This window comes from Streptomyces sp. NBC_00075, assembly GCF_045041225.1.
GTDB classification, from domain to species: Bacteria; Actinomycetota; Actinomycetes; order Streptomycetales; family Streptomycetaceae; genus Streptomyces; species Streptomyces adonidis.
The window spans coordinates 623,264-645,308 of sequence record NZ_CP108243.1; the positions used below are offsets into that span (position 1 = coordinate 623,264).

At 71.1% G+C, this 22,045-nt stretch carries 19 protein-coding genes; 13 read left to right on the top strand and 6 right to left on the bottom strand.

The window, feature by feature from the left end; genetic code table 11:
* Positions 1-117: 117 nt before the first annotated feature.
* The 5 genes from OG787_RS02825 (at position 118) to OG787_RS02845 (ending at position 5,367) form a co-directional block, all read left to right on the top strand.
* A complete protein-coding gene (locus tag OG787_RS02825; protein ID WP_405534188.1) occupies positions 118-1,362 on the top strand; it encodes an NAD(P)/FAD-dependent oxidoreductase in 1,245 nt (414 codons plus the stop codon).
* Between the two features lie 100 nt (positions 1,363-1,462).
* Entirely contained in the window at positions 1,463-2,380 is a 918-nt protein-coding gene (locus OG787_RS02830) for a dihydrodipicolinate synthase family protein (protein ID WP_405534189.1), read from the top strand.
* Complete coding sequence (locus OG787_RS02835; RefSeq protein ID WP_405534190.1) at positions 2,380-3,453, top strand: proline racemase family protein; 1,074 nt, start codon at positions 2,380-2,382, stop codon at positions 3,451-3,453. Before OG787_RS02830 ends, OG787_RS02835 begins: the two co-directional genes overlap by 1 nt.
* Positions 3,453-4,943 (top strand): gamma-aminobutyraldehyde dehydrogenase, encoded by a 1,491-nt coding sequence (locus OG787_RS02840; protein WP_405534191.1) that lies wholly within the window; start codon positions 3,453-3,455, stop codon positions 4,941-4,943. Before OG787_RS02835 ends, OG787_RS02840 begins: the two co-directional genes overlap by 1 nt.
* Positions 4,944-4,962: 19 nt before the next feature.
* The gene (locus OG787_RS02845) at positions 4,963-5,367 is read left to right on the top strand and encodes an SDR family NAD(P)-dependent oxidoreductase (RefSeq protein WP_405534192.1); all 405 of its coding nucleotides are present in this window, start codon (positions 4,963-4,965) and stop codon (positions 5,365-5,367) included.
* 93 nt (positions 5,368-5,460) lie between these two features.
* On the opposite strand, the gene OG787_RS02850 is transcribed toward OG787_RS02845, so the two are convergent.
* Positions 5,461-6,456: a M23 family metallopeptidase gene (locus tag OG787_RS02850; RefSeq protein ID WP_405540390.1), complete on the bottom strand. Its 996-nt coding sequence runs from the start codon at positions 6,454-6,456 to the stop codon at positions 5,461-5,463.
* Positions 6,457-6,668: 212 nt separating this feature from the next.
* Positions 6,669-8,327 (bottom strand): tetratricopeptide repeat protein, encoded by a 1,659-nt coding sequence (locus tag OG787_RS02855; protein WP_405534193.1) that lies wholly within the window; start codon positions 8,325-8,327, stop codon positions 6,669-6,671.
* Between the two features lie 210 nt (positions 8,328-8,537).
* On the opposite strand from OG787_RS02855, the gene OG787_RS02860 reads away from it, so the two are divergent.
* From OG787_RS02860 to OG787_RS02885, 6 genes are all read left to right on the top strand, one after another.
* Positions 8,538-9,350, top strand: a complete 813-nt coding sequence (locus OG787_RS02860; protein ID WP_405534194.1) for an SAM-dependent methyltransferase — start codon at positions 8,538-8,540, stop codon at positions 9,348-9,350.
* A gap of 91 nt (positions 9,351-9,441) precedes the next feature.
* Positions 9,442-9,813, top strand: coding sequence for a DUF6479 family protein (locus tag OG787_RS02865; RefSeq protein ID WP_235472682.1), 372 nt, complete (start codon positions 9,442-9,444; stop codon positions 9,811-9,813).
* A 225-nt stretch (positions 9,814-10,038) separates the two neighbouring features.
* On the top strand, positions 10,039-10,230 hold the full coding sequence (gene tgmA, locus OG787_RS02870; RefSeq protein ID WP_369031223.1) for a putative ATP-grasp-modified RiPP: 192 nt from the start codon (positions 10,039-10,041) through the stop codon (positions 10,228-10,230).
* A gap of 16 nt (positions 10,231-10,246) precedes the next feature.
* Positions 10,247-11,239: an ATP-grasp ribosomal peptide maturase gene (tgmB, locus tag OG787_RS02875; RefSeq protein WP_369031138.1), complete on the top strand. Its 993-nt coding sequence runs from the start codon at positions 10,247-10,249 to the stop codon at positions 11,237-11,239.
* A gap of 73 nt (positions 11,240-11,312) precedes the next feature.
* A complete protein-coding gene (locus tag OG787_RS02880; protein WP_405534196.1) occupies positions 11,313-12,275 on the top strand; it encodes an LLM class F420-dependent oxidoreductase in 963 nt (320 codons plus the stop codon).
* A 161-nt stretch (positions 12,276-12,436) separates the two neighbouring features.
* The gene (locus OG787_RS02885; RefSeq protein ID WP_369031136.1) at positions 12,437-13,624 is read left to right on the top strand and encodes a S1 family peptidase; all 1,188 of its coding nucleotides are present in this window, start codon (positions 12,437-12,439) and stop codon (positions 13,622-13,624) included.
* A gap of 88 nt (positions 13,625-13,712) precedes the next feature.
* Here the strand turns inward: OG787_RS02885 and OG787_RS02890 are convergent, their stop codons facing one another.
* Positions 13,713-16,142, bottom strand: a complete 2,430-nt coding sequence (locus OG787_RS02890; protein ID WP_405534197.1) for a GH92 family glycosyl hydrolase — start codon at positions 16,140-16,142, stop codon at positions 13,713-13,715.
* Between the two features lie 1,192 nt (positions 16,143-17,334).
* The gene (locus OG787_RS02895; RefSeq protein ID WP_405534198.1) at positions 17,335-18,204 is read right to left on the bottom strand and encodes a DUF2236 domain-containing protein; all 870 of its coding nucleotides are present in this window, start codon (positions 18,202-18,204) and stop codon (positions 17,335-17,337) included.
* A 168-nt stretch (positions 18,205-18,372) separates the two neighbouring features.
* Between OG787_RS02895 and OG787_RS02900 the strand changes: the two genes are divergently transcribed.
* Together OG787_RS02900 and rpmF are read left to right on the top strand one after the other, a co-directional pair.
* Positions 18,373-19,944 carry a protein kinase domain-containing protein gene (locus OG787_RS02900; RefSeq protein WP_405534199.1) on the top strand — a complete coding sequence of 524 codons (1,572 nt, stop codon included), beginning with the start codon at positions 18,373-18,375 and terminating at the stop codon, positions 19,942-19,944.
* Between the two features lie 85 nt (positions 19,945-20,029).
* Positions 20,030-20,194 (top strand): 50S ribosomal protein L32, encoded by a 165-nt coding sequence (gene rpmF / locus OG787_RS02905; RefSeq protein WP_389356566.1) that lies wholly within the window; start codon positions 20,030-20,032, stop codon positions 20,192-20,194.
* A gap of 27 nt (positions 20,195-20,221) precedes the next feature.
* Here rpmF and OG787_RS02910 read toward each other — a convergent pair whose 3' ends face one another.
* Together OG787_RS02910 and OG787_RS02915 are read right to left on the bottom strand one after the other, a co-directional pair.
* Positions 20,222-20,941, bottom strand: a complete 720-nt coding sequence (locus tag OG787_RS02910; RefSeq protein WP_369031131.1) for a TIGR03943 family putative permease subunit — start codon at positions 20,939-20,941, stop codon at positions 20,222-20,224.
* Positions 20,938-21,972 carry a permease gene (locus tag OG787_RS02915; protein ID WP_369031130.1) on the bottom strand — a complete coding sequence of 345 codons (1,035 nt, stop codon included), beginning with the start codon at positions 21,970-21,972 and terminating at the stop codon, positions 20,938-20,940. The genes OG787_RS02910 and OG787_RS02915 overlap by 4 nt, the downstream gene beginning before the upstream one ends.
* Positions 21,973-22,045 lie beyond the last annotated feature (73 nt).

The window sequence follows — 22,045 nt, forward strand, 5'->3', positions numbered from 1 at the left end:
CAGTCGCACCATGAACGTGGTGGACGTGCTGGACGACCTCTGTTGACGATCTTCAACCGTGCGCGGTTCGGCGGCCCGAGAGACGCTCGAAGCGCCTGTCAGGAGGTACACGACTTCATGCGGACCATCGTTGTGGGAGCCGGGGCCGTCGGTCTGGCGTCCGCCTACCGGCTGGCCAGGAGCGGCTGCGAGGTGACGGTTCTCGACGCCCGGAGCGCGGGCTCCGCCGCCTCGCACGGCAACGCGGCCAAGATCGCCCTCGCGGAGAGCGGCCCGGTGTCGGCGCCGGGCGTGATCCCTCAGTCCCTGAAGTGGATGCTGAAGCCGGACAGCCCGCTGTACGTCAAGCCGTCGCTGAACCCCTCCTTCGTGAGGTTCATGCTGACGATGGCCCGGCACTGCACCGCCCGCGACTTCCGCCAGGGTCTGGAGACGACCCTGCGCCTCGCCGAGGGCACCATGGACCTCCTCGACGACTGGACCCGGGACGGCATCGCCTTCGAGATGCACAAGGCGGGCGTCCTGCTGGCCTTCGAGACACGGGAGCGCTACGAGGAACAGCTCGCCTCACTCGACATCTTCGAGAGCTTCGGCATGGTCGCCGAGCACCTGCACGGGGACGCCGTACAGGCCAGGGAACCGGTGCTGAACAGCCGTATCAAACACGGCCTGTTCTTCCCGGACGACCGCCAGGTCGAGCCCGACTCCCTCACCCGGGGCCTGCTCAAGCGCTGCACCGAGCTGGGCGTCGAGATCCACGAACACACCCCCGTACGCCGTTTCCTGCGCCGGGGCGACGCCGTCACCGGCGTCCTCACCGACAAGGGCGAGTACACGGGCGACACCCTGCTGCTGGCCGGCGGGGTGTGGACCGCCCGCATGGCCGCCCAGCTCGGCGTTCCCCTGCCCATACGCCCCGGCAAGGGATACAGCGTCGACTACTCCCCCTCCCCCGTGCCGCTGCGTACGCCCCTCACGCTGGAGGACGCCCGGGTCGCGGTGACCCCGCTGAACGGCTTCCTGCGGCTGGCGGGAACCATGGAGTTCGGCGGCCTGGAGGAGAGCATCAACCCCCGGCGCATCGCCGCGATCAAGCAGGCGGCCGCCGACTCGCTCACCGGCTGGGACAACCCGCCGGGCGAAGCGAGCCCCTGGGCCGGACTGCGCCCGATGACCCCGGACGGACTGCCGGTCATCGGCCGCCTCGATCCCCTCCCCAACGTCTACGTCGCCTCGGGCCACGGCATGCTCGGGCTCACCCTCGCTCCGGCCACCGCCGAGATCATCACCGAGGCCATCACCACGGGCCGCCTTCCCTCCGTCGCCGAGGCCGTCTCACCGCGCCGCTTCACCCGCCGGTGACCGGCCCGGTCTCCCGCTGCCGACGTGTCTCACCCGTCGGCAAGGGCACCGGCTTCCCACCACTGCCCCTTTCCCTCATGCTGATCTCAGGAGTCCCTACATGAGCGCCCCTCAGTACACCGGCATCCTCGCCGCCGTCGTCACCCCGCTGACCGCGGACGGATCCGCCGTCGACGCCGAGGGCGTCCGGCGCCAGGCCGAGCACATCATCGGCGGCGGCATCCACGGCCTCGTGCCCGGCGGCAGCACCGGCGAGTTCACGACGCTGAGCCTCGACGAACGCAAGCGGGTCACCGAGCTGTACGTCGAGGCCGCCGCCGGACGTGTCCCGGTGGTCGCCGGGACGGGCGCGCTCAGCACGGCGGACACCGTGGAGCTGAGCGTGCACGCGGAGAAGGCGGGCGCGTCCGCCGTGATGATCGTGCCGCCGTTCTACGACGCCCCCACCTTCGACGAGACGCTGGGCTTCTTCGGCACGGTGTCCGACGCCATCGACATCCCGATCATGTACTACAACATCCCGTCGGCCACCGGCGTCAACCTCGCACCCGAGGAGCTGGCGAAGCTGGCCCGGGAGACCGCGGTCACCTCCTACAAGGACACCGGTGGCGACTTCACCTGGTTCTCCACCGTCCAGCAGGAGCACGCGCGGGACATCACCGCCCTCAACGGCTGGGACACCCTCACCTTCGCCGCGCTCGCGAGCGGTGCGCAGGCGGGCGTATGGGGTACCGCCAGCGTGATCCCCGCGCTCTGCGCCGAGTTGTACGACGCCCTCGCCGTCCGCGGTGACCTCGCCGCCGGGCGCGCGCTGTGGGCGAGGATCTTCCCGATCTGCCGGTTCCTGGAGTCCCACAACTACGCGTGCGGCATCAAGACGGGCCTCGAACTGGTCGGCGTCGGTGCCGGCCCGACCCGCCGCCCGGTGCTGCCGCTGGCCCCGCAGTACGTCGAGGAGTTCCGCGAGCTGCTGATCGCCGCCGGGGTCGACGTGGCGGACGAAAGCGTGGCCGCCTGATGCCCTCGTACGGCCGTGTCCACGCCATCGACGTCCATGCCGAGGGCGAGCCCGGCCGTGTCCTGATCGGCAGCCATCTGCACGTCAAGGGCGCCACGATGGCCGAGCGGCTGCGGTACTGCGAGAAGCACCTCGACGACCTGCGCCGGCTGCTGCTCCAGGAGCCGCGCGGCTACCCGGCCCTGTGCGGCGCCCTGGTGCTGCCCCCGGCCGACCCGGCCGCCGACTTCGGCCTGGTGGTGCTGGAGCAGGGCGGGTTCCGCCCCATGTCCGGCTCCAACCTCATCTGCGCGGTCACCGCACTGGTGGAGACGGGCGCGGTGCCGGTGAGCGAGCCGGTCACGGAACTCACCGTGGACACCGCGGTCGGGCTGGTCCGCGTGCGCGCCGAGGTGTCCGGCGGCAAGGCCACCCGGGTCACCTTCGCCAACGTGCCCGCCTTCGCCGTCGCCCTGGACCATGTGCTGGACCTGCCCGAGTACGGCCGTGTCCCGGTCGACATCGTCTTCGGCGGCCAGTTCTTCGTGCAGGCCCGCGCCGCCGACCTCGGCCTCACCCTGGAACGGTCCTCGGCCGGGCAACTCACCCGCGCCGGGGCGGTGTTGCGTACGGCGGCCCAGCAGCAGTTCCCGGTCGGCCATCCGCTCGACCCCGGCATCGACGAGATCGCCCTGACGATGATCCACGGCCCCTCGCCCACGCCGGGCGTCTCCGGCCGCAACACCGTCGTCCTGCCCAACGGCGAGGTGGACCTGGCCGATCCGGCCACCTGGACCGGCTCCCTGGACCGCTCCCCGTGCGGCACCGGCACCTGCGCCCGCATGGCCGCCCTGCACGCCCGCGGCCAACTCCCCTTGGACACAGCGTTCGTCCACGAGTCGATCATCGGGACCACCTTCACGGGCACACTGCTCGACACCGCCCAAGTGGGGCCGTACGAGGCGGTGTTGCCGACGATCAGCGGGCGCGGCTGGATCACCGGGTTCAACCAGTACGTCCTGGACGACACCGACCCCTTCCCGTACGGCTACACCCTCGGCGACCTGTGGGGCGCCACCGAGCAGGAGCGTTGATGGAGACCACCGGCACGCAGTTCATCGCGGGCAAGCGTCGCCCCGGCACGTCCGGCGAGGAGTTCTCGGTGACCAACCCGGCCACCGGAGAGGTCCTCGCGACCGACACCCTGGCCGGCGTCGAGGACGTGGAGGAAGCGGTCGCCGCCGCCCGCGAGGCCTTCGCGGGCTGGTCGCGCACCACGCCCGCCGAACGTTCCGAGGCGCTCCTGCGCTGGGCGGACCGACTCCAGGCGCGCGCCGAGGAGTTCGCCGAGGTCGAGAGCCGTATCGGCGGCAAGCCGATCCGGCTGACGACCGGCTTCGACATCCCCGGCACCATCGACAACGTCCGGTTCTTCGCCGGTGCGGCCCGCAACCTGGAGGGCCGCGCCTCCAGCGAGTACTCCGGCGACCACACCTCCACGATCCGCCGTGAACCCGTCGGCGTCATCGGCTCCGTCTCTCCCTGGAACTACCCGTTGCAGATGGCGGCATGGAAGGTGCTGCCCGCCGTCGCCGCGGGCAACACGATCGTGCTCAAGCCGTCCGAACTCACCCCGCTGACCTCGGTGATGTTCGCGGAGGCGGCCCAGGAGGCGGGTATCCCGGACGGTGTCGTCAACATCGTCACCGGCACCGGTCCCGTCGCCGGGCAGGCGCTGGTCACGCATCCCGACGTCGCCATGGTCTCCTTCACCGGCTCCACGGCGGTCGGCCGCCAGGTCGCCGCCCAGGCGGCCGGGTCGGTCAAGCGCGTCCACCTCGAACTCGGCGGCAAGGCCCCCTTCGTCGTCTTCGACGACGCCGACCTGGAGGCGGCGGCCCGCGGTGCGGTGGCCGGGTCCCTCATCAACGCCGGCCAGGACTGCACGGCCGCGACCCGCGCCTACGTCCAACGCCCGCTGTACGAGGCGTTCGTGGCGCGCGTCGCCGAGCTGATGGACGGCGTATGCCTGGGCCCGGTCGACGATCCGGCCACCGACATGGGCTCCCTGATCTCCCTCCGGCAGCGCGACAAGGTCGCGGGCATGGTCGAGGACGCCCGGCGTTCCGGTGCCACCGTCGTACGCGGCGGGCGGATCCCCGCCGGACCACTCGGCCGGGGCGCCTACTACGAACCCACCCTGATCACCGGCGCCGCGCAGGACTCCGCCATCGTGCAGCAGGAGATCTTCGGCCCGGTCCTCGTCTGCCTGCCGTTCGACGGCGACGACGAGGCGCTCCGCCTCGCCAACGACACGCCGTACGGGCTCGCCGCGTCCGCCTGGACCACGAACGTCTACCGTGCCGGGCGCGCGAGCCGGGAGATCCAGGCGGCTTGTGTCTGGATCAACGACCACATCCCCATCATCAGCGAGATGCCGCACGGCGGCTACAAGACGTCCGGCTTCGGCAAGGACATGTCCGCCTACTCCTTCGACGAGTACACCAACGTCAAGCACGTCGTCTCGGACATCACCGGCGCCGCGCACAAGGGCTGGCACGACACGGTCTTCACCAGCCGCTGAACCCCGGAAGGGGAATGACATGACCGACTCCGCGACCGCCTCCCGTTTCGGGGAGAAGGTCTGTGTCGTCACCGGCGCGGGCGGCGGTATCGGATCCGCGATCGCCCGGCGCCTGGCACGCGAAGGGGCCACCGTCGTGGTCTGTGACGTCGACGGAGCCTCGGCGGACAAAGTCGTCGCGGAGATCACCGCGTCGGGCGGGACGGCCGAGGCCGCGCGGTTCGACCTCGCCGACCCGAGCGCGTGTGCCCAGGCCGTCGACGACGTAGTCGCCCGGCACGGACATCTCGACGTGCTGGTGAACAACGCTGGCGTCAACCGACGCGGCGACCTTCTCGCCCTCTCTCCGGAGGACTGGGAGACGAGCTTCGCCGTCAACGGCCCCTGGGCGAGATCACTCCGCCGCAGGACGTGGCCGAGATGATCGTGTTCCTGGCGTCCGGTCGTTCACGTCATGCGACGGGCGCCACGATCGACATCACCGGCGCGGACTACGTCCGTTGACCATGGCGTCGTATCAGCCGGGTGCCGCCAGCCACGGCTGCGGGTCCGCGTAGTAGCCGTCGTAGATCACCTCGAAGTGCAGGTGCGGCCCGGTGGACAGGCCGGTGGAACCCACCCGGCCGATCGTGGTGCCCGCGGTCACCGTCTGTCCGGCGGTGACGTCGAACGCGGACAGATGGCTGTACGTCGTCTCCAGGCGCTTGCCCTCGATCGTGCCGTGGTCGATGACGATCCGGTTGCCGTACGCCTTGGTCATGGCCGCGAAGACCACCTGGCCCTCGCGGGCGGCGAAGACCTGGGCACCCTGAGGCGCGCCGAAGTCCACGCCGGTGTGGAGTTTGGTCACGCCGGTGAGGGGGTGCTGACGTGATCCGAAGGGGGAGGTGATGACGAGGGTGCTCACGGGGGCGGCGAGGATCGCGCTCGCCGGTCCGCCGCCGGTCACGGGTTCCTGGTCGAACGTCTCGTAGCGCGGGAGCAGTTCCTTGACCTCGGCGAGGTAGGTCCGGGCGCCGTCGGGCACACGCCCCGCTTCGGTGACCTCGTCGATCCCGACGGCGTACGCGGCGAGGGTGAGGTCCACCAGCTCACCGTTGACGGTGCCCTCGGTCCTGAGGTCCGTGATCTTCCGGGCGAGGGAACAGTCCTGGCGGCCGAGGGCCATGATGGCGTCGGCCTCGTCGCGTGGCGAGGAGGTGCCGTTGCCGTCGTCGTCCTTGCCCCAGGTCCGCCACTGCGCAGTGGTGAACCCGGCGATGCCCTGCTCGCCCGTGAGTTCACCGGTGTCGTCGCGCCAGCCCGTGAGCTGGTCGATCTGGGCGGCGAGCACGGACGGCGCGACGACGGTACAGACGGCGGCCTTGCGCAGCCACGGCCCATGGGTCTCGTTGACACCACCCGCGATGCTCTGTCGCGCATCCCCGTCCGAGGACCCACCCCCGGGCAGCCCACCCGTCAGGGCAAGAAAACCGGCGACGACAGCGAGGGTCACCAGACACGGCAACACCATCAGCGTGAAGAAACCCGGCCCACGCCGACGGGGCCCCTGCCGGGCGTTGTCGTCACTCACACACGGACGCTAGCCCGCCCCCCACGGAAGGTCACCAACCTCACGGGCAGACAAGAAGGCAACAACAGACGCCCACAAGGGCATGCCTAAGGGGCGCGGGGAACTGCGCGACCAGCCCCCACCGCCCCGCAGACGACGAACGACCGAAGCCCCTAACAACAACCAACGTCCAAACGACAAAAGCACGAAGCCTCGATCGGCACATCCGCCAGAGCAACCGCAATCTTCAACTGCTGAGCAACAATCCCCGCCTCCCCCACCCGCCCCAGCCGAACCAGACACTCATGAAACCCATGCAGCGCCCACACGTTGCCGGGATGCTGCACCGCACGCGGAAGCGTGTCATCGAGGCCGAGATCAGCCCGATAAACCGCCTCCGCCTCAACAACCCGCCCCTGTTCGAGCAGCAACGCCCCATACGCATGCCGAGTCGGCTGCATCCACCCCCACGGCTCGTCGTAGGGCAGGTTGTCGTCCAGCGAGATCGACCGCTCCAGCGAGGCGAAGGCCGCGTCGAAGTCGCCCTTCCGGTACGCCAGTTCACCGTCGAGCATGGCCGACGCGATGGCCAGGATGTCGGCGCAGGTGTTGTTGAACAGCATCCGGGTCTCCGGGACCCGCACGACCGCCGCACGGAACAGCTCGCGCTCCGTCTCGGCCTCCACGACACGGCCGGTGGCGGAGAGGGCGACCCCTCGGGCGTACCGGATCATCGCCGTCGTCACGCAGTACAGCGACGGGTCGGCGGGCAGCGGCAGTTCGAGGATGTCCGGCCAGCGGCCGAAGCGGATCAGCACATGGACCCGCATGGCGAGGAAGCCCTCCAGCCAGTCGGCCATGGGCGGGCTCTGCACCCGCAGCAGCTCCTCCGGGATGGAGGCCTCCAGTTGTGCGGCGGCCTCCAGCGCGGTCCTTGACTGGCCCAGGAACATCGCGCCGTAGATCTTGAAGTGGTGGTTGTGCGACCGGTACAGGGTGTAGAAGTTCATCGCGCCGGACCGGGCACGGAACTTCTCGTCGGCGGCGATCGCCGTGCTGTTGTCCGCGACCACGCGCCGGTAGTCGCCGCAGAGCACGTCGAGGTGGGTGGGCATGTGCTGGAGGTGGCCGGCGTCGGGGACCAGGCCGCGCAGCCGGTCGGCGACGGGCAGGGCGGTCTCCGGGGTGGCGGACATCTCCATCAGGTGGATGTAGAGGTGCAGGAGGCCCGGGTGGCGTGAGCCCGCGTCGGTGTCGATCGCCCGCTCCAGGACGGCCTTCGCGGCGAGGGTGCGCGAGCCTTCGGCGGGTTCGCCGGTGCGTACGTCCCACAGCTGCCAGGGGGTCAGGTTCATCAGCGCGTCGGCGTACAGGGTGGCCACGTCGAGGTCGTCGGGGGCGAGTTCGTACGCGGTGCGCATGCTGTCCGCGTAGGGCTCGTTCCACACCGAGCAGTCCTCGACGGCCTCCGCCTGCGGGTAGCGGGCCCGCAGGGCGCCGATCAGGGCCTGTTCGACGGGGGTGGTACCGGCCGCCTTCCGGTGCGCGAGTTCGACGGCGGCGTGGGTGCGGGCGACGGTCGTCGTGAGGTCCTCGCCGTCGAAGAACTCCCAGGGCTTGTTGTAGTTGGGGCCGAGGGCGTATGCGATGCCCCAGTGGGCCATGGCGCAGTCGGGGTCGGCAGCGGCGGCGGCCTCGAAGCAGGCGACGGCCTCCTCGTGGTGGAAGCCGTACGTCCACACCAGGCCCCGGTCGAACCACTTCTGGGCCTCGGCGGACGTCGTCGTCACGGTCCGCCCGTGGGTGCCGAGGTCGTAGTCGTAGTGATCCATCCGTGTTCTCCCGGTCTCCCGCTCCGCTGGGGCCTGTCCGGCGAGACTAGAGCCAGGCCGCCGCCCCCGGCAGCACGCGTTCCCGCCGCCTCCCGCCCTGGCCTCCCTGAGCCCGGTCATAAGATCACCCTCGTAGGCGCGAACGATGTTGACGGCCGGGGTGCGTGTCAACGTCCGTGCGGGGTGCGGGAAGTGACGAGAGGAAACGGCGTGAGCGAGCAGGGCAGCACGTCAGAGGGACGCGGCCGGCTGGATACTTCGGTGGCCCACAACGCGAGGGTGTGGAACTACTGGATCGGCGGCAAGGACAACTACGTCGTCGACCAGGGCGTCGGCGACCACATCGACGCCATGTTCCCGCTGATCCGCAGCGTGGCCCGCGCGGACCGCGCCTTCCTCGGGCGGGCCGTGCGCTTCCTGGTCACCGAGCGGGGGGTACGCCAGTTCCTGGACATCGGGACGGGACTGCCGACGGTGGACAACACCCATGAGATCGCCCAGCGCATCGCGCCCGAGTCACGGATCGTGTACGTCGACAACGACCCGATCGTGCTCGCCCACGCCCGGACGCTGCTGACCGGCACCCGTGAGGGGGCCACGGACTACATCGACGCGGACGTCCACCACCCCGATGCCATCGTGAGCCGGGCCGCGGAGACCCTCGACTTCGAGCGGCCCGTCGCCGTGATGATGCTCGGCATCCTGAACTTCGTGCTCGACACCGCCCAGGCGCAGGACATCGTGCGCCAGGTCATGGCGTCGGTGCCCTCCGGCAGCTATCTGGTGCTGACGCATCCCACGACCGACTCGGATCTCGGCGGTGAGGGAAACATCGAGGCGATGAAGTTCTGGAACGAGAACGCCACCCCGCCGATCACCGCACGCCCCCGTGCCGAGGTCGCCGCATTCTTCGACGGCCTGGATCTTCTCGACCCGGGGCTCGTCTCCTGTGCGCAGTGGCGTACGGAGAGCGACTCCGCCGCTACTCTTCCGCAATTCGGCGCCGTCGCCCTGAAGCCCTGACCGGACAAAGCAGGAACCAGGGCGAGCGGGGCAGCGTTTTCTCAGGATCATTTCAGGCGCGTATTCATATGCCGTCGGCGATAATTGACACATGAGTACGGCAACGTCTGAACTACTGGCCGCGTCGAGCGATCTACTCAACGTAACGGCCGCATTTATCGCGGGCCTGTTCATAGCTGGTGCACTGATCTGGGCCTTCTGGTTCGGCATGCGGGTACGGGACCGGGAATCCGCCCGGCCCCGCCCCGACGAACAACCCACACTCCCGCCCTCCGGTCCCGTTCACGAGGTCCGCGAGATGAGGGAGCCCGACGAAATGCCGCGCGCGGCGGCCGAGCGGGAACGGCTCATGCCGTACGAACTCCACCCCGCGTCGACGAAACGACGCAAGGACCAGCAGCGGGGGCGGTGGGACCCCGGTTCCAGCGGCTCCTTCGGCAGTGGCGGTCTGGGACGCCACTGACCCCCCTCCGATCCCTCTGATCCCACCGCGCCCCGGCCCCGCGACCTGCGGAGCGTGGTGCGCGGACTACGGAGAGCTGTCCGGACGCGGTTGTACACAACGTGAGGCAACCATTCACTCGTTCGATTCGTATAACTCCTTGGAGGCGGGGCACGGGGGACGGGACGGTAATCCCGGAGTGCCAGCGTCCACTTGACCGACGTCGTCGCCGATCGAGGAGAAGCGATGCAGCTGTTCGTTCTGAACTACGCGCGCCCAGTTGAGCAGTTGGAGGTGAGCACTCCGTACAGCTATGACTGCGCACTGCAGTTGAATGTGCTTCCGGGCGGGCGGATTGCGGCTCATGACCATGCTGTGATGCGTGAATTCGGAGCCACCACGTCGACCGCCGGTTCCAAGACACACTTCGACGACTGAACATGGATCTGACGCGATGACGGTCCTGGTTCTGACGTCCGAACAGGATGTGACGGCGGATCTCGTGGTGGCCCGGCTGAGCAGCACCGGTATTCCCGTGGTCCGGCTCGATCCCGCCGATCTGCCCGGCGATGTCGCCCTGTCCGGCGAGTATGTGCACGGCGCTTTTCGTGGGCATCTGTCCGTCGGCGGGCGGCTCGTCAGCATGGGCGGGCTGCGGTCCGTGTGGGTGCGCAGGCCCGGGGTTCCGGGGGCACGGGCCGCCGAGCCGTCCGGCTGGCTCACCGAGGAGGCCTCGCAGGCCTTCTACGGCATGCTCCGGGGTACGGGCGCGCGCTGGATGAACCATCCCGACGCGGCCGTCCGGGCCCGTCACAAGCCCTGGCAGCTGCATCTCGCCCAGCGCAGTCGGCTGCCCGTGCCGGCGACGCTGATCACGACGTTCCCGCAGGCCGCCCGTGACTTCGCGCAGCGCTTTCCCGACCTGGTCGTCAAGCCCGTCTCCGGGTCGCATCCGCAGGAGCCGCCCAGGGTGGTGCCGACGAGCCGGGTGGCTCCGGATGTCGACTTCACCGCCGTGGCCTTCGGGCCGACCCTGCTGCAACGCCGGGTCGACAAGCGGGCCGACATCCGTCTGACGGCGGTGGGCGACCGGATCCTCGCCGCCCGCAAGGCCGTCGCATCGGACGCTCATCCCGACGACGTCGACGTGCGTTTCGCTCCCTCGGACGAGCCCTGGCGCCCGGTCGAGGTGTCACCGCGTATGACCGAGGCCGTGCACCGGTATCTACGGGAGGCCGAACTGGCCTACGGGGCCTTCGACTTCGCCGAGGACGCCGACGGCATCTGGTGGTTCCTCGAATGCAATCAGTCGGGCCAGTTCGGCTTCGTCGAGATGGACACCGGGCAGCCGATCGCCCGCTCCGTCGCCGACTGGCTGACCGGGGAAGGGCCCGACGGACAGCCCCATCCGAATGGCCCGCAGGGGTCCGTGCGTACGGCTCCCTGAAGAGGCCGTCGCCGCATGAAAGCCGCATGAAAAGGGCCGTCACCCTCAACATGCCACCCTCTACCGTGAGTTCATGGACTTCAGCGTGGTCGCCGCGGCCCGTGAGGACGGCGGTCCGGTCGACGAACCGGTGCGGGTCGGGGTGGCCGCCGACCGGCTCGGGTTCCGTGAGGTGTGGGCCGGTGAGGGGCCGACGTGGGACGCGTTCGTCCTCGCCACGGCCATCGGCCTCGCGACCGGGCACGTCGCCCTGACCGCCGGTCCCGTGCCCGTCTCCGTACGCGATCCGGCGACGATCGTGCGGGGCGCGGCGTCCGTCGCCGCTGCCGTGGGACGCCCGGTCGGGGTCGCGCTGGGGACCTCCAGCAGACGGGTCGTCGAAGGCGTGCACGGGGTGCCCCGCGTCCGTCCGGCGGCCACGCTCGCGCACAGCGCGGAAGCGGTACGGGGTCTCCTGCACGGGGAGCCGGGCGAGCCGCTCGTGCCCGGGAGCGTCTTCCTGCGGCGGCACCGGCCGCCCGGGGGTCCGCTCACGGTGGCGGCGTTCGGCGACCGGGCGATCTCCGTGGCGGCCACCCACGCCGACCGGCTGGTTCTCGACGTCGTCTCCCCGGAGCAAGTGCGGGAGCTGCGGGGCAAGTTGGACACGGCGTCGAAGCGGGCGGGGCGCATCTCGCCGCCCCGGCTGGCCGCCTGGCTGCCGGTCGCCGTCGGCCCCGGGCCCGAGGCGCTCGACCAGATCCTGCGGAGCGTCGTCGGCTATCTCGCGGTACCGGGCTACAACGACATGTTCGCCGCGGCCGGGTTCGGAACGGCGGTGGCGCTCGCGCGCTCCGGTGCCCCGGTGGACGCGCTGCTCGCCGCGTTGCCGCCGGAGGCCGCGGGCACGGTCGCGCTGGTGGGTGACATCGACGCCGTACGCGACCGGATCGACGCCTATGCCGGGGCCGGGCTGGACGAGATCGCCCTGGTGCCCGCCACCGCCGGTGATCCGGCGGGCGTGCGCACGCTCACGGCCTTGGCGGACCTCGTCTGATCGCTCGTCGGTCCTGCCGCCCACGGGACATCACCGCGACGCGAATTGGTATGGACCTGCCAAGGGTCAGCCGCTAGGCTCTGCCCAGCCACACGTGTGAGAGCGCTCTCAAAGTACCGCCGTTCCACCCCACCTTGCTGGAACAACGAAGGGCAACTCCCTTGAGACGCAGGACGATCACGCGCGCCTCCCTGGCCGCGACACTGCTCATGCTCGGCACCTTCACCACCGCGGGCGTCCTGCCCGCAGTCGCCGACTCCTCCCCCACCGCGAAGTCGACCACCACCTCCGCCTCCTCCGCCGAAGCACCGGCTTCGGCCGGACTTCTCGCCGCCATGCAGCGCGACTTCGGACTGACGAAGCCGCAGGCCGAGGCGCGCCTCGCCGCGGAGAAGACGGCGACGGCCGCCGAGCCGAAGGCCCGCCGGGCCGCGGGTGCCTCCTACGGCGGCTCCTGGTTCGACGCCGACAGCGGCCGGCTGTCCGTCGCCGTCACCCCGGACGCCTCCCCCGCCACCATCAGCGCCGTCCGGGCCACCGGCGCGACCGTCCGCACGGCAGCTCACAGCACCCGGCAACTCGACGCCACGCGGGCCCGCCTCGACAAGCTGGACGCGCCCGACGGAGTCAGCGGCTGGCACGTCGACCCGAAAGGCGGCTCGGTCGTAGTGACCGTCGTCGCCGACCGGCAGGGCGACAACGATGTCGAACAGTTCCTCGACCGCGCCCGTGCCGCAGGTCCCGTCACGGTCGAGAAGACCGCCTCCGCCCCGAGCACCTTCGCCGCCGGAACCGTCGGCGGAGACCCGTACTACACGGGCAACGCCCGCTGTTCCATAGGCTTTTCGGTGTACGGCGGATTCGTGACCGCCGGACACTGCGGCCAGGCGGGCGCCGGGGTCAGCGGCTGGGACGGCTCCTACATCGGCAACTTCCAGGGCTCCACGTTCCCCGGCGACGACTACGCCTGGGTCAACGTGGGCAGCGGCTGGTGGACCGTACCGGTCGTGCTCGGCTGGGGCACGATCCCCGACCGGCTCGTGCGCGGCTCGGCCGTGGCACCCGTCGGCACCTCCATCTGCCGGTCGGGGTCGACCACGCACTGGCACTGCGGGACGGTGGAGGGCCTCAACGAGACCGTCAACTACAGCCAGGGCGCGGTCTATCAGATGACCAAGACGAGCGTGTGCGCCGAACCGGGCGACTCCGGCGGCTCGTTCATCAGCGGCGACCAGGCCCAGGGCGTCACCTCCGGCGGCTGGGGCAACTGCACCAGCGGGGGCCAGACCTGGTTCCAGCCCATCAACGAGATCCTCAGCCGGTACGGCCTGACCCTGCACACAGCCTGAACAGGCCTCTCCTGACCCGGCGTTGGTGAACTCCCCTGTCGGCGGCACGCGGAGCGTACGCGTGCCGCCGACAGCCTTGTCCACTCGATCAGTTCGGCAGGTCGGCCGGGTCGGTCGCCCAGCCCGTGTCCGGCTGCTCGGCGAGACCGAAGGCGAGTGTGCCGCCCCGCAGGGTCAGACCGGAGCCGACCCAAGACCTGCCCTCCGTACGGCCGTTGAGGCGCACGGCATCGACATACACGTGCATGGCGTCGGCCTCGGGGGCGCTGATCCTGATGTCGGTACGGCCCGGGCGGTCCAGCACCGCGGACGGGAAGACCGGGGTGCCCAGCAGCAGGTTCGCGCTGCCCGGGGTCTGCGGATACAGCCCCAGCGCGGAGAAGACGTACCAGGCCGACATGGTGCCGAGGTCGTCGTTGCCGGGCAGACCCGAGGGTCCGGTGCCGTACACGGTGTTCAGGATCTGGCGTACGGTCGCCTGGGTCTTCCAGGGCCGGCCCAGGGCGTTGTAGAGCCAAGGGGCGTGGATTCCGGGCTCGTTGGTGGGGTCGTAGCGCAGGGCGTCACCGCCTCGGACGGACCACGACCCGTCCGGATTGTGGAAGAAGCCGTCGAGGCGGGCGGCGGCCTGTTCGCGGCCGCCCATCGCGGCGGCCAGGCCCTGGACGTCCTGGGGCACCATCCAGGTGTAGGTGGCGCTCGTGCCCTGGGCGAAGCCGCGGTCGCTGCCGGGGCTGAAGGGGGTCACCCAGGAGCCGTCGAGGTTGCGGGCCTGGATGTAACCGCCGGTGGTGGTGGCGTTCGGGTTGAAGACGTTGCGCCAGTAGGCGCCGCGTTCGGCGAGGGCCGCGGCCTCGGTGTCCCGGCCGAGCAGCTTCGCCCACCGGGCGAGGGCGTCGTCGGCGACGGCGTCCTCCAGGGTCTCGGCGGCGCCGCCCCAGCAGTGGCACACGTCCTGGGCGGCGTAGTGCGAGGTCAAGTACTGGGCGAGGTTGGGGCGTTGGCCGACGCACTGGCCCGGGCAACCGGCGTCCAGGAGGCCGTCGGGATGGGGCACGGTGGCCTGCCGCAGGAGTGAGTCGAAGGCGCCCTCGTAGTCGAAGTTGCGTACCCCCATGGCGTAGAAGGTGGCCAGGGTCGCGGCCGACGGGTCGCCGGTCATGACGTGGGTGGCGCCGCTGATGTGCACCCAGCGGTCCCAGACTCCGCCGTTCTGGCGGGCGAAGTTGTAGAGCGACTGGGCGAAGTCGCCCGCCACCGTGGGTTTCAGCAGGGCGAGCAGCTGTATCTGCGCCCGGTACTGGTCCCAGCCGGAGAAGTTGCTGTACTGCGCCCGCTGCCCGCGCGCCAGGCGGTGCACGGCACCGTCCATGCCGTAGTAGCGGCCGTCGGTGTCGCTGATCAGGTTCGGCTGCATGAGGGCGTGGTAGAGCGCGGTGTAGAAGGCGGCACGGCGGGCCGGCTCACCGCCCTCGACGCGTACGGTGTCCAGCTCCCGGTCCCAGGCCCGCGCGCCGGCCTCGGCCACGTCGGCGACGGTCGCGTGCGGCGGGATCTCCCGGCGGAGGTTGGTCTCGGCGCCCGCCTGGCTGACGTACGAGATGCCGATCCGCATCCGGACATCGTTGTCGGAGGACGTGTCGAAGCCGACCCAGCCGCCGGAGCCGCGTCCCGCGCGGGCGGCGCCGGTCGCGTATCCCTCGCCTCCGGAGTCCGTGGTCGAGCCGGGTGAGAGCGTGCTGTCGTGCCAGGTGCCGGTGGTGGCGAAGGCGCGGTCGAAGGAGGCGCTGAAGTACAGCCTGTAGTAGCTCTTGCGGTTGTTGACGCCGCCGTTGGCGCGGCGCCCGCAGAAGGCGCCGGTGAGCACCCAGCCGGTCACCTTGCGGTGGGCGGCGTCGATGTCGATGTGCGCGTTCTCGCTGCCGTTGAGGGAGTTGGAGACCCGGAAGAGGAGGTTCGCGGGCTTGTCGCCCGGGAAGGTGAAGTCGGCGACCCCGGCGCGCCGGCTCACCGCGAGGTCGGCGCTGGCGCCCGACTTCAGACCGAGCGTGTAGCGCCCGGGCACGGCCTCCTCCTCCGCGTGCGAGAAGTCGGCGGCGTAGACGGCGTCCTTGGTGTCCGCCGAGGGCGAGGACGTGACGTCCCCGACGAACGGCATGATCGGTACGTCCCCTGCGGCGCCCGGGTTGCAGCCGGCACCGTTGACATGCGTGAGGCTCAGCCCACGGATACGGGTGACGCCGTACTGATAGCCGTTGGCCGCGCCCGTGCTGGTCTGATCACCCGTCGTACTGGTCGGCGACCAGGCGATCATGCCGTACGGGAGGGTGGCACCGGGGTAGGTGTTGCCGCCGTTCGCGGAGCCGATCAGGGGATCCACGAGCAAGGACGGCCGCTCGGCGGATACCTGCACGGCGGTCGCCGGGGCGGGAACCGCCAGCGCGAGGGCGGTGGTTGTCAGCGCGGCGGCAAGTCGATGTACCAACCGTCTTGCGCTGCACGGCCGTTGAGAGCGCATGGGCACGATCACCTTTCGAAGAGGGGCATTTGGGCATGGGGTGCGGATGAGGGTGGCGCCTGAGGTTAGGAGGTCACGCGGTGGGTGGGAAGTGACGTCGGCGACGGGGTGGTGAAGGAGAGGTGAACGGTGGGGCGGGGGTAGGGAGTTGGGGGTACGGGGCGTTGGCGCCCGGGGTCCGTCGGGGCCGGGGGGCCGGGGGGCCGGGCCTTGCGGCCAAGACCCGGAACCAAAGCCGGAGCCGAAGCCGGGACCGGGACCCGGGCGGAACCGAGACCGGAGCCGGACCTGGACCGGAGTCGGGGGGCGGAGCCGAGGCCCGAACCGGGACCCGGACCGAGGGTGGGACCCGAGCCGGAACCGGGGGCGGGGCAGAACCGGGGCGGAGCCGGAGGCGAGGCTCGGAGCCGGGACCGGGACCAGGACCGGGACCAGGGGCCGAGGGCCGGGACCGGGGCCGGGGGGCCGGGGGCCGGGGGCCGGGACCGGGGCCGGGGCCGGGGGGGCCGGGGGCCGGGGGCCGGGGGCGAAGGCCGGAGCCAGGACCCGGACCGAACTGGAACCGGAACCGGGGGCAGGGACGGAGGCGGGACCCGAGCCGAGGCCCGGAGCATGGGCCCGGACCCGAGCTGGGACCGGAGCCAGGACCGGAGCCAGGACCGGGGCCGGGACCGGAGCCAGGACCGGGGCCGGGGCCGGGGCCGGGACCGGGACCGGGACCGGGACCGGGACCGGAGCCAGGACCGGGACCGGAGCCAGGCCGGGGCCGGGACCGGGACCGGGGCCGGGGCCGGAACTGGGGCCGGGGTCGGGGGCGGGGACGGAGGCGGGACCGGGACCGGGACCGGAACTGGGGCCGGGGTCGGGGGCGGGGACGGAGGCGGGACCGGGACCGGGACCGGAACTGGGGCCGGGACCGGAGCCGGAACTGGGGCCGGGTCGGGGGCGGGGACGGAGGCGGGACCGGAGCCGGGACCGGAGCCTGAACTGGGACCGGGACCGGGGCCTGAACTGGGACCGGAGCCTGAACTGGGGCCGGGGGCGAGGGCCGAAGGCCCGTCAAACCTCGGGCCCCAGGCCCCAGGGCCCAGGCCTCACGGCTCACGGCTCACGGCTCACGGCTCACGGCTCACGGCTCACGGCTCACGGCTCACGGCTCACGGCTCACGGCTCACGGCTCACGGCTCACGGCTCACGGCTCCAGCTTCCTGAGTTGTGTGTTGGTGTAGCGGGTTCGGCGTAGGCGCTCGGGGAGTGGGGTGCGGTAGTCGGGGAGTAGGCGTTGGGCGCGGAACGTGGTTTTCAGGAAGGCTCGGACGGCGCGCTCTCTGCGGGGGCTGAGCCAGCCGATGTCGTGGAGGCGGCAGACTCGCTCGCCGGCGAGGTAGCGGGTCAGGTCTCGGCCGAACGGGCGTAAGGGGGACGGGAACCAACGTTCGGCGAAGAAGTCCATCATCGCGGTCGCCACGCGGTGGCCGGACTCCGTCTGTTCGTACGGCCGGGAGTCGAACTTCTCGGCGAACTCGGTCATCGCGTTCCAGTCCTCGGGGAACGCCTCACCCGTCAAGGGGCCGGACTCTCGTTCCAGGAGGCGGAAGAGCGTTTGCGCCCAGTGGTGCCATGCGGTCTTCATGTTCTCGCTCGTGCCGGGCAGGCCCAGCGAGGTCTGTAGCCGGTCGCCGAACGTGGCCAGCAGGACCAGGGGATAGACGAAGTCGTCGATGTCGTCGAAGTTGCCGGGGAGGTGCGGGGTGCGGCGGGCGACGCTCAGGTGGATGCGGTTCAGGCGTTCGACGGCCTTGCGGCCGGCCTCGCTGGACAGGCCGTCCACCATCCAGGCCGTCAGGAAGTCGTTGCCGTCCTGGAAGCGCCGGCGGGGCCGCGTCTCCAGCTTCGCGGTGTGGGCCAGGGTGGCGGACCCCATGCTCGGCTGCATCATGCGCATCGTGCCGGGATAGATCATCATCGCGAGGGCGAACTCCGGGACGCGGTGGCCGATGTAGAGCGAGATCATCCGCTCCCAGTCGGTCTCCGGGTCCATTCGGGCAAGCTCACGGTCCACCCATCTGTACCTTCGGTGCAACGCCGCTGCCCTCCCCGTACGGAACGGCAAATGCCGTCAAACCCCTTTCTCCACAAGGTAGTTGACGGCACCGGAGGACGAGCCGCTCCGCTATGCTCGGCCCCTTCGAACGGACGACGACCAACCGAACAGGAAACGTGAGCGCACGTGACATCCGGAGACGGCGATCACCCATCGGCGACGCGTTCGGAACGCGGCTCGGGGCACGGCTCAGCACGGCTGATCGCCGGTCGGTATCTGCTCCACGACATCCTCGGCAGGGGCGGCATGGGCACGGTCTGGCGCGCCCACGACCAGCTGCTCGACCGGCCGGTCGCCGCCAAGGAGCTGCACATCCTCACCCACGGCGACGAGGAGCACCGCATCCGGGTGCGCCGCGCCATCCGTGAGGCACGCGCGGTCGCCCGGGTGCCGCACCCCCATGTGGTCGGCGTCCATGACCTGGTCGAGGCCGAGGACCGGCTGTGGATCGTCATGGAACTCGTCAACGGGCCCTCGCTGGCCCACCGGACCGCCGAGACCGGCCCTCTCACGCCGCAGCACACGGCCACTCTGGGTCTCCAGCTGCTCGGCGCGCTGGAAGCCGTGCACAACGCCGGCACCCTGCACCGGGACGTCAAGCCCGCCAACGTCCTGCTGCGCCGCGACGGCAGCGCGGTGCTCACCGACTTCGGCATCGCGGCCCTGGACGACGGCGAGTTCCTGACGACCACCGGCGAGCTGATCGGCTCCCTGGAGTTCATGGCGCCCGAGCGGGTGACGGGGGCGGAGGCCGGTCCGGCGTCCGACCTGTGGTCCCTGGGCGCGACCCTCGCCACGGTCTGCGGCGGGCTGTCCCCGTTCCGCAGACCGGCCGCGCCCGCGACGCTGCACGCGGTGGCGTACGAGGAACCCGTCCTCACGGAGCGGCTGGGCCCGCTGCGCCCGGTCGTCGAGGCGCTGCTGCGCAAGGCCCCGGCGGAGCGCCCCTCGGCAGCCGTCGTACGTTCCGCGTTGCAACGGGTCGCGGCCGGGGAGACGCCGGGGATGTCCGCCGAGCCACTGCCCCCGGCGACCGTGCGCGTACGCCGGCCCTCGCACCCGACGGCCGACGCGGACACGGTGACGAGCGGGCACGGGCGGCCGGTCGCAGCCGGACAGACCGTACCGACGGCGCGGCACACCACATCGCTCAAGCCCCAGCAGCAGTCGTCCCGCTCGACGGGGCCGAAGCGGCTGTTGTGGGCACTGGCCGGGACAGCTGTACTGGCGGCGGGCGTCGTGGGCGGTCTCTTCCTCACGGGGACGCTGCCGTTGAAGGACGGCCCGAAGACGACGACCGTCAATCAGGTCGTGCAGTCGGCGACCGGCTGGCAGCCGGTGACCGGAGCGGCCGTCCGGCGGGGAGACCAGGTCACCGTGCGATTCGTCTCGGGAGAATGGACGGTCGACCACCGGAACATACCCATGACCGGGCCGGCCGGGTACGACGCGGACACCGACGCGTTGCTGGACGGCGCGAAGGACTGCAAGGTCAAACCCGCGGCACCGTTCGGCACCCTGCTGGCCGTCCTCACGGGCACCAAGGACTTCCCCGTCCACTCCGTCGGACGGAAGCTGACCTTCCGAGCGGCCGGGAACGGCACCCTGCAACTGGGCATCAACGACTCCGCCGGGGCCTGCTCCGAGGACAACCGGGGCACGCTGACCGTGCAGGTGAGCGTCACGCACCAGCCCTGACGGACCGGCCACCGACACCAATATTGTTAATGGGATCCATTTTCATGTAGCGTCCTGTCTCGCTCACCGACCGAGGAGGACTCCCATGGCCGTTCCCAAGCGGAAGATGTCCCGCAGCAACACCCGCCACCGCCGCGCCCAGTGGAAGGCGGCCCCGACCCAGCTGGTGCCGGTCACCGTCGACGGGGTCGCGCACATGGTGCCGCAGCGCCTGGTGAAGGCGTACGAACGCGGACTCATCCAGCCCTGACCGGACCTGACCTCCTCGACCCTGGGCTCAGTTGTTCCAGCTCTCGTCGTACGGGTCGCGCGGCGTCGGGACCGGCTTCGCCCCGGTGATGTCGAAGAACGGGATGATGCCGTTGTTCACCGGGTCCTTGGTCCGCTTGGCGGTGTAGGTACCGGTGAGTTCGAGCCAGGTGTCCGGTTGGATGACCGGGGGGATCCGGCCGGTCAGACCGACCTTGACCGGCTGGGCGTCGGCGGCGCAGCAGTTGAGGGCCATCCGGACGAGGTACGGGGTGCCCTTGCCGTCGAGCGCGACGAACCCGGTGATCGTGATCCGCCGGTCCCCCAGCGAGCGCCCGTGGTCGTAGGCCGCACGGCCCGCGTAGTCGACGAGGCTGAGGCGTACGGGGTCACCGGAGGGAAGCGGCGCATAGGCCAGCGGCGCCTGGAGGGCCGTACCCGTGCGCAGGGCGCTGTAGGAGCCCAGGGCGGGCGGGGCGACCAGGATCAGCGCGAGCAGGGGCAGGACCAGGAGCCAGGAGACGCGCGGTTCACGGTGGACGTGAACCTCCTTGCCGGGGCCGGTACCTGCACGCTTCCGCTCGTACCAGACCGTCGCCAGCGCGGCCACGATCAGGACCACTCCGGCGCCGACGACCAGTGGCTGGAGCCCTGCCTTGACGTACCGAAGGTAGAGGTCGGTGGTGCCGGCGTGCACCATCGCTCCGCCGACCAGGAACAGGACGACCGCCTGTGCCTGCCGGTTCACAGGAGCACCGCCCCGACGAGCACCGACGACGCCACGGCCATGACGAAGGTGGCGGGCGCGAAGCGGAGGGCGAAGCCCCGGCCGAAGGTCGCCGTCTGCATGGCGAACAGTTTCAGGTCGATCATCGGGCCGACCACCAGGAACGCCAGCCGGGCCGTGAGCGAGAACTGGGTCAGCGACGCGGCGACGAACGCGTCCGCCTCCGAGCAGATCGACAACAGCACCGCGAGGACGGCGAGCGCGAGGACCGACACCACGGGGTTGTCCGCCGCGAGGCTCAGCCAGCGTTCCGGCACCACGGACTTCAGCGTGGCCGCGGCCATCGCGCCGACGACCAGGAAGCCGCCCGCGTGCATCACGTCGTGCCGTACGGAACTCCAGAACGCGGCGCCCTTGCCGAGGCCCTCGTCCGAGGGATGGGCCGGCGGGCGCAGCCAGTCGGCGCGGCCGAGCCGCTGCCAGAGCCAGCCCATCGCGCAGGCGACCAGCAGACTCGCGACGAACCGGGCGACCACCATCTCCGGTCGGCCGGCGAACGCGATGGCGGTCGCGGTGAGCACGATCGGGTTGATCGCCGGGGCGGAGAGCAGGAACGCCAGCGCCGCCGCCGGGGCGACCCCCCGCCGCACGAGCGCCCCCGCCACCGGCACGGACGCGCACTCGCACCCGGGCAGCACCGCCCCGGCCATCCCCGCGACCGGCACCGCGAGGGCGGGCCTGCTGGGCAGGGCGCGGGCGAAGAACGACGGCGGTACGAACACCGCGAGCAGCGCCGACAGCAACACCCCGAGGACAAGGAAGGGCAGTGCCTGGACGACGACGGCGACGAACACCGTCATCCAGCTCTGCATCACCGGCGCGGACACCGCGCCGCGGATCGGCCCCTGCAGGGCGACCACCAGGATCAGCAGCATGGTCAGGACGAGCGGCGAGTTGAACTGCCAGCCCTGCTGCTCGCCGCCCGGATCCCCCTTCGGCGCCTCCGTGTCGTGGTGGCCGGCCCCGGGCGGGGCCGCTTTGGTGATGCTCACGGGCGAGGTACCTCCGGGCGTGGCCGTGCTGTGTGCGTGCGTTCCCTACCAGTTCAGTACGCCCGGACGGGCG